The sequence below is a fragment of the Sanguibacter sp. Z6_81 genome (assembly GCF_057180625.1).
In genome coordinates, this window is sequence record NZ_JBXUFV010000001.1 from 432,024 (window position 1) to 445,032 (window position 13,009).

Genomic DNA, 13,009 nt, shown 5'->3' on the forward strand with positions numbered 1-13,009 from the left:
GCAGTGCTCAGTTCGGCCGCCTCTAGAGTGGGCGGGTGCTCCCCGGTCGCGGTCTTGGCGTGCTCGTGAGCGCGAACGCTCTGTCCAACGTCGCCGACGGCATCGCCTTCGTGTCGATGCCGCTCCTCGCGGCCTCCATGACGGACGACCCGCGCCTCGTCGCGGGGCTCGCCACGCTCTACGCCGTCGTCCGCCTCCTGGTCGCCCTGCCGATCGGCGTCTGGGTCGACCGGGTCGACCGGCGCACCCTCCTCGTCACAGCCAACCTCCTGCGCGGTGGCGCCCTGCTGGGTCTGGCGCTGACCATCCACGTCGGCGTCTCCTCGCTGGTCGTCCTGTACGCGGCCATGGCCGTGGTCGGGACGTTCGAGAGCATGGCCGACGACGCCGCGGTCGCCATCGTGCCGTCCCTCGTCGATCGCGAACGGCTCGACACCGCCAACGGGAGGATCGCGGCGACCCGGCTCATCGCCGACGAGTTCGCCGGCCCGCCGCTCGGCGGCCTCTTGTTCGCTCTCGCGGCGGCAGCGCCCGTGTTCGCGATGGGTGGGCTGTGGGCCGTCGCGGGTCTTGTCGCCCTCGCCCTGCCGATCCGGGGCTCGTCGCGACCACCCGTCACGACCGGGCGTCGCCCCTCGATCTCCACCGAGGCATGCGACGGGATCGCCTGGCTGGCGCGGCACCGGGTCGTCGGCGCACTGGCGCTCATCGGGGCGCTCGCGAGCGTCGGCTACATGCTGGCCTTCTCGATCCTCGTCCTGTTCGCACACGAGCGTCTCGGGCTCGACGGCACCGGCTACGGACTGCTCCTCGCGTTCTCCGCGCTCGGTGGGCTGCTGGGCTCGTTCCTCGCGCCACGGCTCCGGCAACGCCTCGGGTACCGGTGGACGATCGTGGGCAGTCTGGCCCTCGGGGCGGCGAGTCTCGGCGGGCTCGCGGTCACGACGCATCCGGTCGTCGCCGGCCTGCTCCTCGCGGTGTACATCCTGCACGCGGTCGTCTGGGGCATCTGCGCTGTCTCGCTGCGCCAGCGGCTCGTCCCGGACGACCTGCTGGGACGCGTCGGAGGTGCTGGCCGCGTGCTCGGGCTCCTGGGCCTTGCTGCGGGCTCAGCGCTGGGCGGGATCCTCGGCGCAGTCGACCTGATCCTGCCCGTGGCTGTCGGTGCCGCGGTGTTCGTGGCCTGCTCCCTCCTGGCTGCGCTCACGCTGCCCGGCGAGGAGCACGGTGAATCGGGCCTGCCCACAGGATCGAGCATCATGGTGCGATGACGTTGCCAGCCGACAGCCACGTGCACAGCGAGTGGTCCTGGGACACGGGCGGCCCCTCCTCCCCCGCGGTCGGGCGCATGCGCGCCACGTGCGCGCAGGCGGTGCGGATCGGGCTCGAGGCGATCTACTTCACGGAGCACCTCGACATTCCCGGGACGTGGCGCGCGGAGCCGCAAGACCTCATGCCGCACCAGCAGGACCTCCTCACGAGTGCGGGCACCGTCGACTTCGTGCCGTTCGATGCCGCTGGGTACCTCGACGCCGTCGACCGCATGCGCCACGAGTTCCCGGGCCTTCGGGTCCACACCGGGCTCGAGCTCGGGCAACCGCACCTCGTCGGCCGCCAGGCAGCGGAGCTCTTGGACCTCGATCTCATCGACAGGGTGCTCGGCTCCTTGCACACGCTCGACCTCGGCGACGGACCGGCCGAGCCCCACACCCTGTACCGCGAGCACGCCCCTGCCGACGTCATGGACGCTTACCTCGCGCAGATCCCGGTCATGGTCGCCAGCTCCGACGTGTTCGAGGTCGTCACGCACATCGACTACGCGGTCCGGACATGGCCCGCGAGCACGGCAGGGCCGTTCGACCCCCGCCTGTTCGAGGACGGCTTCCGGGCGGCGCTCCGGTCGATCGCCCAGGCCGGCCGGGCCCTCGAGATGAACACCCGGCGGCTCTGGCCGTGGGTCCCGGAGTGGTGGGCCGACGAGGGCGGTGCGGCTGTGAGCTTCGGCAGCGACGCCCACACACCGGACGCCGTCGCCGCACACTTCCCCGAAGCCACCGCGATGCTCGAGCACTTCGGCTTTCGACCCGGGAGCACGCCGGAAGAACTCTGGCGGCGGGCGCACGCGATCTAGACCCGCGGCAGCGGGCTGACCCCTTGTCGGATCTCCCTGGCGAGACTCAGCAGGGACCTCGTCACGGTGTCGTCGGGTACTCCCTCATGACAGCGTTGGGCGCCTCGCGCCCGTCGACGAGAACGCGGGCGGTGCTCAACGCATCAGCGTCGGGGACGTCGTCCCGGTCGACCACGACGACGACCCGGTACGGGTTGAAGTCCGCCAGGCACCCGTCACCGCCCTGCGTGTCCTCGACGGGGGTGATGTCGACGTCGCCGTCGTCCTGAGTCGTGACCTTGTCGACCCACGCCGGGCAGCTGCTCGACTCGCCGGAGGAGAACAGGGCCACCACCTGCTCCTCGAAGTCGACGTCCGCCAGGTCGCCGTAGACGCCCGGCGCGTGCGGCTCGCCCTCCTGCGCAGGGAGGTCGTCGCTGACGTTCTCCTCCCACAGCGTCCGGGCCGTCTCGCCGTCGTAGGCGACCTCGAGGATGAGAAACGGAGAAGAGTCTCCGAGCTCGTCGCGCCACCCGTCGACCTTGGCGAGCGTCCCGTCCGAGCCCCCGGCACCTGCCGAGCATCCGGAGACGACCAGCCCGACTCCGAGCAGCATCGTGCACCAGAGCGCACGTGGCTGGGTGCGGCTGCGGTCCACCTCGGCCAGTCCCATCGCGTCAACCTAGCGGTATCGACGCGGACGACGACAGGCCGCGGTTCATCGCGGCTCTGCTGAGGCGCTCACTGGTCGCAGATTGAGCTCCCAGAGCGTCTCACCGTCGACCAGCTTCGGGGTGGGCACGAGCCCGAGCCGCCGCGCGACGCCCGCAGAAGCGTCGTGGTCGGGAAAGATGAAGGCTTGCACGACGACGACCTGCTGCTCCAGGAGCCAGTCGAGCATGGCTGTGGCCGCTTCCGTCGCAAGGCCTTGGCGCTGCGCGGAAGGCGCGACGAGCCACGCGATGTCTGCGGCGAGCGCGTCGTCGTCCTTGGTGAGCGTCGCCTGCACGTATCCGACGGCTTCACGCGCCGCCTCCGAGCGGATGATCCAGTTCAACCAACCGGCATCACCAGTCGGTGACTGCCCGGCGGCCTGCATCTCGTAGCGGGGACGCAGGACGTCCTCCGTCGGGGGTTCGCCGCCGATGAAGGCGTAGAGCTCGGGCGCCGCAAGTGCCGCGACCATCTCTGTGACGTGCTCGGGACCCAACGGCTCCAGGACGAGGCGCGCAGTGCGGAGCTGGGTCGCGCGGGGCCACGTCACGCGATCGATCCGAGGACGTCCGCGAGCTCTCTCCGCTGTGCGCCGTCCAGGCCGAGCAGTGGCAGCGGCAGACTTCCGCTCTGGGCAAGACCGAGGTGCTCGGCGATCGCCGCGACGACGCGGAGGCTGCCGTGCTGCGCGAACATCGCCCAGACTGTCGCCAGCTCGTCAGACAGTCCCGCTGCTCGCGCCGCGTCGCCGGAGAGCGCCGCGCGGGCGATCGCGAGGGCCGGCGCCGGGAGGGTGCCGCCGATGACGGAGTACCAGACGTCGCATCCCGCGTTGAGTGCCGTGGCCGCGAAGGGGTCACCGGAGATCCCGATCGTCACGTCCTCTGGGAGAAGCTCACGGAGAGTGCTGATCCGCTCCACGGCGTCCCGAGGGTCGCTCGGCACGCCGGGGATCTTGATCGAGCGGATCCCTGGAAGCTCAGCGACGGAGCGGTAGAGGTCGTCGTCGAAGGTGAAGTGCGTCGTGCGCGGGTTGTCGTACGCGACGACAGGCAGCGACGTGGCAGCGGTGACGTCCTGGAAGAGCCGGTAGACGTCGTCGCGGGTCAGGGTCTGGTACGACACCGGAGCAACCAGCACGCCCGCCGCTCCGATCCCTTGAGCGTCCGCGGCCAGCGCCACGACGTCACGGGTGCGCAGCGCCCCCACGCCGACGATGACGGGCACCCCCGCGGAGTGCTCGAGGGCGAGGCGCGCGACCCGGCGGCGCTCGTCGAGCGACAGGTACGCATACGCGCCCGTCGACCCCAGAACCGTGATCGAGTCGACATCCGCAGCAACGAGGCGGCGGACGAGCCCGACGAAGGCGTCTTCGTCAACCCGCTCGTCGCGCATGGGCGTCAGGGGGAATGCGCTCATTCCGGTGAACATGCGGGGACCTCTCGTCGTCGGCGAACACCCATGGTGCAGTGCGTCGTCGCGAACCGAAAGGGAATACCTCGCCCGCCAGGCAGACTGTCGTGATGCTCAGCGACCGACGCGCCCGTCATGACCTCGTGTCGGCTTCGCTCGCAGCGCGCGACGACGACGCACTCATGGCGCTCCTCGATGCCGCACCAGCCAGCACGGTAGGTGTGGGCGGCGGTGCCTCGGTGCTCGATGTCGATGGCGTCCCCGTGTTCGCCAAGCGGATCCCGATCACGGAGCGAGAGCTCGCGCACCCGAAAAGCACCGCGAACCTCTACGACCTCCCGCTCGCCTGCCAGTACGGCATGCATCCCCTGGCGGGCCCGGGCTTCGGCGCCTGGCGTGAGCTGGCCGCCAACATCACCGTCACCGAGGGGGTCCTCGACGGGGACTGCGACTCCTTCGCCCTCCTGCACCACTGGCGGGTGCTCCCCGGCCGCCCACCCGTCGCGCCGGAGCAGCAGGACATCGAGGCGGTGGTCGCGCAGTTCGGCGGCGACCCGGCGGTGCGGACCCGCCTCGAGGAGCTCGCCCGGGCGGGCTCGAGCCTCGTGCTGTTCCTCGAGCACCTTCCTGATCGGCTGGGCACCTGGTTGAACGACCCGGTGGCCCGCGCCGAGACGTTCGAGCGGCAGCTCTTCGACGCCGTCGCGTTCCTCCGGAGCCGCGAGCTCCTGCACATGGACGGGCACTTCGGCAACATGCGGGCCGACGACGATCAGATCTACCTCGTCGACCTCGGGCTCGCGACATCGCCACGGTTCGAGCTGTCCGACGTCGAGCGCGACTTCGTCGCGTCCCACGCCGACCACGACACGGACTACGCAGCGATGCGACTGGTCAACTGGCTGGTCACCACGGTGTGCGGGGTGCCGATGCCGACCAGCGGTGGACCCGCCGAGCGCAACGCGTACGTGCGTCGGTGCGCCGGCGGCTCCATCCCGGAGGACGTGCCGCCGGTCGTCGCCGGGATCCTCGCCTGGCACGCCGGCGCCGCCGCCGAGATGAACGCCTTCTGCTGGCGCCTCGTCGACGGCGACACCGACGCGATGTACCGGCTTACGCCCGGGACGCCTCTGGCGTGACGTCGTCGACCGTCTCCCCTGCCGCGACGTGCGGGTGCTGACGGGTGAGCGCGGAACCCTCCACGTCGATGTTCGGCAGGATCCGGTCGAGCCAGCGCGGCAGCCACCACGCCTTGTCGCCTACGAGGTGCATGAGCGCGGGGATGATGAGCATGCGCACGAGGAACGCGTCGAGGAGCACCCCGAAGGCGAGCGCGAAGCCGATCGGCCGGATCATCGCGCTGTGCGAGAAGACGAACCCACCGAAGACGGAGACCATGATGATCGCCGCCGCGGTGACCACCGAACGTCCTGCCCGCACGCCCTGAGCGATCGCGACCCGGGCCGGGGCGCCGTGGACGTAGGCCTCACGCATGCCGGTCCCGAGGAACAGCATGTAGTCCATGGCGAGCCCGAAGAGGATCCCCACGAGGATCGTCGGCAGGAAGTTGAGGACGGGCCCCGGGGTGTCGACCCCGAAGACGGCGCTCAGCCAGCCCCACTGGTAGATCGCGACGACGCCACCGAGGGCCGCGAAGTAGGACAGGATGAATCCCCCCGTGGCGACGATGGGGACGAACACGGACCGGAAGACGAGCACGAGGATGATGAAGGAGAGCCCGACGACGACCAGCAGGTAGATCGGCAGAGCGTCCGCGAGCTTGTCGGAGATGTCGATGTTGCCGCTGGCGGTCCCCGCCACCCCGATGTCGTAGGTGCCGTCAAGCGGTGAGAGGTCGCGCAGCGTGTTGACGAGCACCTCGGTGGACTCCGTCGTGGGGCCCTCCTCGGGCACGACCTGGAACGCCACGAGCGTGCCGTCCTCCGAGATGCCGATCGGCGCGACGGCCACGACGTCGTCCTGGGTGAAGAGAGTGTCGGCGATCTGCACCTGGGCGGCGAGCGCGTCGGCCTCCGTGCCACCCGCGGGCAGGTCCGCCACGACGAGGAGCGTGCCGTTCTGGCCCTCGCCGAACTTCTCCGCGACGGTCTCGTACGCCTGGTACTGCGTCGAGTCGTGCGCCTCGGTCGAGCCGTCGGGCAGGTTGAGCCGGAGGTCGAGGGCGGGGAGCGCGATGAGGAGCAGCGCGGCGATGCCGATGAGCACGCGCGCGACCGCCCCGGGGGTCGACATGACCTTGGCTGCGGCGGCGGTGTTCGTCTCCGTCGTGGGCGTCCCGGCCGTTGCGCTGAGCGCAGCGCGCTCGCGGCGGCTGAGGATCCGCTCCCCGACGAGTCCGAGGAGCGCGGGGATGAACGTGACGGCGACGAGCACGGCGATCGCGACGCACAGGGCGCCCACGGTGCCCATGAGGCCCAGGAAGGGGATCCCGGAGACGTTGAGCGCGACGAGGGCGATGATGACGGTGAGCCCGGCGAAGGTGACGGCGTTGCCTGACGTGCCGTTCGCCAGCGCGATGGACTCGGGGACGCTGTAGCCCTGCTTGAGCTGCTGGCGGTGCCGGTTGACGATGAACAACGAGTAGTCGATGCCCACCGCGAGCCCGAGCATCACACCGAGGATGGGTGTCACGGAGGTCATCTCGACGACGCCCGACAGGGACATCGCACCGAGCGCGCCGATGCCCACGCCCACGAGGGCCGTGAGGATCGGCAGGCCGGCACCGACGAGGGTGCCGAGCATGACGATGAGGACGATGGCCGCCACGACGAGCCCGATGATCTCTCCGGGGCCGAGCAGACTCGGGACCCCACCGGCGAGCTCGGAGGAGAAGTTGGCCTCGACACCCGGGATCGGCTCGTCGAAGAGCGTGATGACGGAGTCGAGGACGGCGGCGGGGATGTCCAGCTGGGGTTCCGTGAAGGCGACGGTGATGACCGCGGCCGATCCGTCCGTCGAGACGGTCCGGATCTCTGCAGCCATCTCGAGCAGGGACGCTCCCTGCTCGAGCGTCGTGCTCTGCTCCTCCAGCGCGGCGCGCTGGCCCTCGAGCGTGGCGACGCTCTGGTCGAGGGTCGCCTGCTGGGCGTCGAGCTCAGCCGCGGCCTGGTCTGCGGTGCCGGAGGACTCGGCCGCCGCCCGAGCGGCGTCGAGCTGCTCCTGGGCGGTGACGAGCTCGGCTGCGCCGGTGTCGAGCTGGGTGCGGGCGGTGTCGAGCTCCTGACGACCGGCCGTGATCTGCGCGGCCTGGTCGGCGCGCTGCGCCTCCGTCGCGAAGGGGTCGACCAGCGCGGTCACGCCCTCGAGCTCCGTGCCCTCGGCAACCCTCGCGGAGATCTCGTCGATCTGCTCCTGCGTGAAGGCTGACCCGTCCTCGGTCTGCAGGACGACCGTGCCCGTGCCGCCCGAGGCTTCGGGGAACTTGCTCTGCAGCTTCTCGGTGACCTTCTCGGTCGGGGTGCCGGGGATCGACATGGCCGTGGACAGGGTGCCCCCGGCGACGGCGAACGCGGCGCCTGCAGCGACGAGGATCGCGATCCACACGGTGATCACCAGTCGGGCGTGCCTGGACGCTGCGCGACCCAGACGATAGAGGAGTTCAGCCATGAGAGTCCTTCGAGGTGAGTCGTGGGAGGGCGGTCGGTCGTGGGCAAGAAGAGGGTGACGCGGTCACGCGGTGCGCTCGAAGCCCGCGCCGGACGAGAATCCGTCGCCGATGGCCGCGAGGAAGCGTTCCAGCAGCGCGGCGAAGACCCGCCGCGACTCGGCGTCGTCGACGCCGGCCGTGGTCTCGGCCCACCGCGCCGCCACCACGGGAAGCCCCGCGACGAGCGAGGCGACGAGGAGGTCGACGGCGAGGTCGTCGGCCTCGGGATGGCGGTCCTTAAGATCCGCAGCCAGGCGTTTGCTCATCGACGCCATCGCACTGTTGAACAGCCCGGAGATCTGCCCCCGCACGCTCGAGTCGGGCGTGAGCACCCGGACCAGGTAGCCCACCGGTGCGGTGAGGTCCATGGACCTCAAGGTCTGCGCCACGTCCTCGAAGACCGAGCCGGCTGGCCGGTCGGCGCTGTCCACCGAGCTGGCTGCGAGCGCTGCCATGGCTTCGTCGAACCGCTCCGAGCACACGGTGATGGCCACGTCGTTCAACGAGGAGAAGTGGTTGAAGATCGTGCGCCGTGACACGTCTGCGCGCTCGGCGAGCTCATCGACGCTGAAGCCCCCGATGCCGCGCTCGTCCATGAGGGGCGCGGCGGCGTCGAGGATCGCCCGGCGGTGGCGGGCCTTGAGGGCACCCCGTCGATCGACGGGACGGTCAGCGGAGAGCACGTTCTTACACTACATGCATCGATGCACCGAGTGCATCGATACGGGCGGAGACCCCGCCCACACCGAGGCGAGGTCTCCGGGAACCTCAGCGCGGGAACGAGGACAGGTCCCGCGCCCCCATCTGCGCCGTGATGGCGAGCTCGATGGCCTTGAACGCGTGGTCCTGCGTCATGGCGTTCTCGGTCCGCTCGAGGCAGTCGAGGACGAGCTGCCCGAAGAACGGGTACCCGACCTTCCCGTACACGTTGTAGTGCTTCTCCTCCTGGCCGTTGGCGAGGAACAGGTGCGCGGGGCCGTCCTGGGTGCCGAGGTTCATGTACTTGCGCTGCTCGATGAACCCCTCGGTCCCGAGGATGAAGGTCCGTCCGTCGCCCCACGTCTGCAGCCCGTCCGGGGTGAACCAGTCGCACCGCAGGTACCCGGTCGCGCCCGTGTTCGTCACGAGGTTGGCGTCCCCGAAGTCGTCGAGCTCCGGGTGGTCGGGGTTGGCGTAGTTGGCGATCTGGCTGTTGACCACCTCGGCGTCCGTCGCGCCGGTGTAGTGGAGGATCTGGTCGATGTTGTGGCTGCCGATGTCCGTGAGGATGCCGCCGTACTTGTCCTTCTCGAAGAACCAGTCGGGGCGGCTCCCGGCCCGCAGCCGGTGCGGGCCGAGCCCGATGACCTGGACGACCTTGCCGATGGCCCCCTGCTCGATGAGCTGCCCGGCGAACACGGCCGTCTCCACGTGGATGCGCTCGGAGTAGTACACGCCGTACTTCTTGCCGGTGCGCTGCACCGCCTCGCGGGCGGCGGCGAGCTGCTCGAGCGTCGTCAGCGGCGCCTTGTCGACGAAGTAGTCCTTGCCGGCCTCCATCACGCGGATGCCCTGCGCGCACCGTTCGCTCGTCACGGCGGCGCCGGCGACGAGCCGGACCTCGGGGTCGTCGAGCACCTCGTCCTCGGACCGTGCCACCCGCACGTCCGGGAACCGCTCGCGGAACTGCTCCACCTTCGCGGGGTCGGGGTCGTACACCCACTTGAGCGTCGCACCCGCCCCGATGAGCCCTTCGCACTGGCCGTAGATGTGGCCGTGGTCGAGGCCGATGGCGGCGATGACGAACTCGCCGGGCTCCACGACGGGGGCGGGCAGGGGCGCGGGGGCGTAGGTGCCGCCGTCGGACGCGGTCATCGGTTCTCCTCGGTGTCGGTGGTGCTGGACGGGCGCGTCGGGGCGTCGGTCCCGGGGATGGTGATCGGCCCGTCCTGGTCGCTCACCTGCCCGGTCTTCGCGTAGAAGCGCGGAGCGCGCTCCGGGAGCGTGCCCGGGTGGTAGTACGGGTCGTCGACGGACAGCGGCAGGTCGACCGTGCGGCGCTCGATGCCCGCCTGGTAGATCGCCGTGATGAGCTCGATCGTCCGCCGTCCGTCATGCCCGTCGACGCTGGGCCGCCGCCCGGTCTCGATCGCGGTGAGGACGTCGTCGACCTGTCCCTCGTGGCCCGTGTGCGTGAGGGGTTCCTGCGCGGCCATCACCTCGTCGATCTTGCGCACGAGCTCGGCGTTCCCGCCCGGGACGGGGAAGCCGTTGGGTTGCGCGGTCTCGGCGACGACGTCGCCCGTGAGGCTGATGCTCGCGTCGCGTCCCTGGACGACGATCTGCTGGCGCTCTCCGTGGTGCACCACGGAGCTCGTGAGCGTCGCGAGGGCACGGTCGTACCCGAGGACGGCGACGGAGAGGTCCTCGACCTCCGCGTTCTCGTGCGCAGCGTTCGTCAGCACGGCCGTCACGGACTCCGGCGCCCCGAGGAGCCACAGGAGCATGTCGACGTGGTGCACGGCGTGGTTGAGCGTGCATCCGCCGCCCTCCTGCTCCCAGGTTCCGCGCCACCACAGGTCGTAGTAGCCGAGCCCGCGCCACCACGCGGAGTCGACGGCGACGTGCGAGACCGGCCCGACGAGCCCCGACTCCACCACGGACCGCAGCTGCACGACGTCGTCCCGGAACCGGTTCTGCGCGACGGAGGAGAACACGGCACCGCCCTCCTCCTCGGCAGCGAGGATCGCGTCGCAGGCGGCCAGCGACGGGGCCATCGGCTTCTCGCACAGCACGTTGATCCCTGCCCGCAGGAGGTCGACGCTCACCGGGCCGTGCGTCGACGGCGGGGTGCAGACGCTCACGAGGTCGATGTCGCCCCGGGAGAGCAGCTCGGTGTGGGAGGTGTGCACGGTCGCGGCGTCGAGGCCGTGCGTCTGCCGGAACGCCTCGGCCTTGCCGGGGGCGGTGTCGCTGAGCGCGACGATGCGGCAGCGGTCAGGGAACGCTGCGTACGCACGCACGTGCGCTCCGGCGATGCTCCCGGTTCCGACGATGGCGACGTTGATCATCGAGCTTCTCTCCTCCGTGGGCGACGACGACCGGAGGTGCGGGCATCGTCAGTGATACGTATCACTAGGATGGTCAGCAGGGTCCCCGGATGTCAATCGCTAGGGTGGAGACATGTCGCAGAACGCCACGAGCCGGGACGTAGCACGCCACGCGGGCGTGGCGCAGTCCACCGTCTCGTACGTGCTCTCCGGCAAGGGCTCCATCTCCGCGGAGACCCGCGAGCGCGTGCTCCGCGCCGTCGACGAGCTCGGCTACCGCCCCAACCTCGCGGCGCGCTCGATGCGCACCCGCCGAACCGGTCGGCTCGCCGTCGTCATGGGCATGCGGCTGGTCGACCCCGTCCCGCTGCTCGCCGGCGCGGGCGCCGTCGCGGAGGCCGCGGGGTACGCCATGGAGGTGCACAGCGTCGACGGCACCGCCCGGGTGCGCACCGACCGGATGCTCGACCTCGCGCGGTCCGGCCAGTACGAGGGCATCCTCGCGCTCGGCCCCGTCCTCGCCACGAGCGCCGCGGACCTGCCCGACGACGTCCCCGTCGTCACGACCGACGACTTCGACGACGAGATGCGCAACGTCGGCGCGCTCGCCGACCCCTCGCCGGTCCAGACCTTCGTCGAGCACCTCGTCGCACTCGGCCACACCCGCTTCCTCCACGTCGCCGGGCCGCCGCACTTCACGTCCGCCGCGCGCCGCGCGGACGCCTACCGGGAGACCGTCGCCCGGCTGGGCGTCGAGTCCCTCGGCGTCGTCAGCAACAGCTGGTCCGGCGACGACGCCGTCGCCGCCGTCCGCGCGCTGCCCGACGACGCCCCGCCGCTCGCCGTGATCGCCGCCAACGACCTCCTCGCCGTCGCCGTCCTGCGCGCCGCGACCGAGCGCGGCTGGTCCGTCCCGGGGGACGTGAGCATCACCGGCTGGGACAACTACGACGTCGGCCAGTACCTCACGCCGTCCCTCACCACCGTCGACGGCGACCGCGCCGAGGCCGGCCGGCGCGCGATGCAGCACCTCGTCGCCGCCCTCCGCGGCGACGACCCGCCGCCCACCTCGAACCCGCTCACCCGCATCGTGTGGCGGGAGTCGACCGCGCCGCCCGGTGCACCGCGCCAGCCCGCACACGGCACGCACCCCCGGGAGGACCTCGCATGACACGCACGCTGCGCATCGGCATGGGACAGATGCTCGTCGAGCCCGGCGAGCGCGACGCGAACCTCGCCCGCGCCGTGACGATGATCGACGGCGCCGCGGCCGCCGGGTGCGACGTCGTCGTCCTGCCCGAGTGCCTCGACCTCGGCTGGACCCACGAGAGTGCCCGCGACCTCGCCGCGCCGATCCCGGGCCCCACGACGCAGGTGCTGTGCGACGCCGCCCGCGAGCGCGGCATCGTCGTCGCAGCGGGCATCACCGAGCGCGACGGCGTGCGGGTCTACAACGCCGCGGTGCTCGTCGACGCCACGGGAGAGATCCTGCGCAAGCACCGCAAGATCAACGAGCTCGACGTCGGCCTCGGTGTCTACACGGCGGGTGCGTCCCTCGCGGTGGCCGACACCGACCTCGGTCGCATCGGCCTGGACATCTGCGCGGACAACTCGCTGTCCTCCGTCGCGCTCGGTCACGCCCTCGGCCGGATGGGGGCGCAGATCCTCCTGTCGCCGTCCGCCTGGGCCGTGCCGCCGCAGCACGACAACGTGGCGACCCCCTACGGATCCGAGTGGGTGGAGCCGTACCGGGAGCTCGCCACAGCGCACCGGATGCCCGTGGTGGGCGTGAGCAACGTGGGGCCCGTCATCAGCGGCGACTGGGACGGGTGGCGCTGCATCGGGGCGTCGCTCGCCGTCGGTGCCACCGGGGAGATCCTCGCGCAGGGGCCCTACGGGATCGACGCGGAGGCGCTGCTCACCGTCGACGTGCCGATCGTCTGACCGCGGCGCCAGCGGGTTCCCTCCCCGGGGACCTCGTGGCCCCCGCCCACCGGGGGCGGGAACAGGCTCCCAGGCGTAGGTTCGTGCTCATCGACGGCCATGGGCCGCGCGCGCCAGGGGGCGCCGTCCGCC

General features: G+C 71.2%; 12 protein-coding genes. 5 read left to right on the forward strand and 7 right to left on the reverse strand.

Translation table 11 applies throughout. From position 1 onward, the window contains the following. The first annotated feature begins 35 nt into the window (after positions 1–35). Both AC2AXK_RS02045 and AC2AXK_RS02050 read left to right on the forward strand, forming a co-directional pair. Positions 36–1,271, forward strand: coding sequence for an MFS transporter (locus tag AC2AXK_RS02045; protein ID WP_484343668.1), 1,236 nt, complete (start codon positions 36–38; stop codon positions 1,269–1,271). After that, a complete protein-coding gene (locus tag AC2AXK_RS02050; RefSeq protein WP_484343669.1) occupies positions 1,268–2,131 on the forward strand; it encodes a PHP domain-containing protein in 864 nt (287 codons plus the stop codon). The genes AC2AXK_RS02045 and AC2AXK_RS02050 overlap by 4 nt, the downstream gene beginning before the upstream one ends. Before the next feature lie 61 nt (positions 2,132–2,192). On the opposite strand, the gene AC2AXK_RS02055 is transcribed toward AC2AXK_RS02050, so the two are convergent. Genes AC2AXK_RS02055 through AC2AXK_RS02065 form a run of 3 tightly spaced genes read right to left on the reverse strand, consistent with a single transcriptional unit; the run spans position 2,193 to position 4,243 of the window. Next, positions 2,193–2,783 carry a hypothetical protein gene (locus tag AC2AXK_RS02055; protein WP_484343670.1) on the reverse strand — a complete coding sequence of 197 codons (591 nt, stop codon included), beginning with the start codon at positions 2,781–2,783 and terminating at the stop codon, positions 2,193–2,195. A gap of 45 nt (positions 2,784–2,828) precedes the next feature. Next, the gene (locus AC2AXK_RS02060) at positions 2,829–3,374 is read right to left on the reverse strand and encodes a GNAT family N-acetyltransferase (RefSeq protein ID WP_484343671.1); all 546 of its coding nucleotides are present in this window, start codon (positions 3,372–3,374) and stop codon (positions 2,829–2,831) included. Beyond that, entirely contained in the window at positions 3,371–4,243 is an 873-nt protein-coding gene (locus tag AC2AXK_RS02065; RefSeq protein WP_484343672.1) for a dihydrodipicolinate synthase family protein, read from the reverse strand. Before AC2AXK_RS02065 ends, AC2AXK_RS02060 begins: the two co-directional genes overlap by 4 nt. 104 nt (positions 4,244–4,347) lie before the next feature. Here AC2AXK_RS02065 and AC2AXK_RS02070 point away from each other — a divergent pair, with 104 nt between their 5' ends. After that, entirely contained in the window at positions 4,348–5,376 is a 1,029-nt protein-coding gene (locus AC2AXK_RS02070) for a serine/threonine protein phosphatase (RefSeq protein WP_484343673.1), read from the forward strand. Here the strand turns inward: AC2AXK_RS02070 and AC2AXK_RS02075 are convergent. The 4 genes from AC2AXK_RS02075 to AC2AXK_RS02090 form a co-directional block, all read right to left on the reverse strand. Next, the gene (locus AC2AXK_RS02075; RefSeq protein ID WP_484343674.1) at positions 5,351–7,864 is read right to left on the reverse strand and encodes an MMPL family transporter; all 2,514 of its coding nucleotides are present in this window, start codon (positions 7,862–7,864) and stop codon (positions 5,351–5,353) included. The genes AC2AXK_RS02070 and AC2AXK_RS02075 overlap by 26 nt on opposite strands. Positions 7,865–7,927: 63 nt before the next feature. Then, on the reverse strand, positions 7,928–8,587 hold the full coding sequence (locus AC2AXK_RS02080; protein ID WP_484343675.1) for a TetR/AcrR family transcriptional regulator: 660 nt from the start codon (positions 8,585–8,587) through the stop codon (positions 7,928–7,930). 85 nt (positions 8,588–8,672) lie between these two features. Next, on the reverse strand, positions 8,673–9,758 hold the full coding sequence (locus tag AC2AXK_RS02085) for a Gfo/Idh/MocA family protein (protein WP_484343676.1): 1,086 nt from the start codon (positions 9,756–9,758) through the stop codon (positions 8,673–8,675). Beyond that, positions 9,755–10,954 carry a Gfo/Idh/MocA family protein gene (locus AC2AXK_RS02090; protein ID WP_484343677.1) on the reverse strand — a complete coding sequence of 400 codons (1,200 nt, stop codon included), beginning with the start codon at positions 10,952–10,954 and terminating at the stop codon, positions 9,755–9,757. Before AC2AXK_RS02090 ends, AC2AXK_RS02085 begins: the two co-directional genes overlap by 4 nt. A gap of 112 nt (positions 10,955–11,066) precedes the next feature. Between AC2AXK_RS02090 and AC2AXK_RS02095 the strand changes: the two genes are divergently transcribed. Beyond that, on the forward strand, positions 11,067–12,104 hold the full coding sequence (locus tag AC2AXK_RS02095; protein WP_484343678.1) for a LacI family DNA-binding transcriptional regulator: 1,038 nt from the start codon (positions 11,067–11,069) through the stop codon (positions 12,102–12,104). Continuing rightward, a complete protein-coding gene (locus tag AC2AXK_RS02100; RefSeq protein WP_484343679.1) occupies positions 12,101–12,877 on the forward strand; it encodes a carbon-nitrogen hydrolase family protein in 777 nt (258 codons plus the stop codon). The genes AC2AXK_RS02095 and AC2AXK_RS02100 overlap by 4 nt, the downstream gene beginning before the upstream one ends. Positions 12,878–13,009 lie beyond the last annotated feature (132 nt).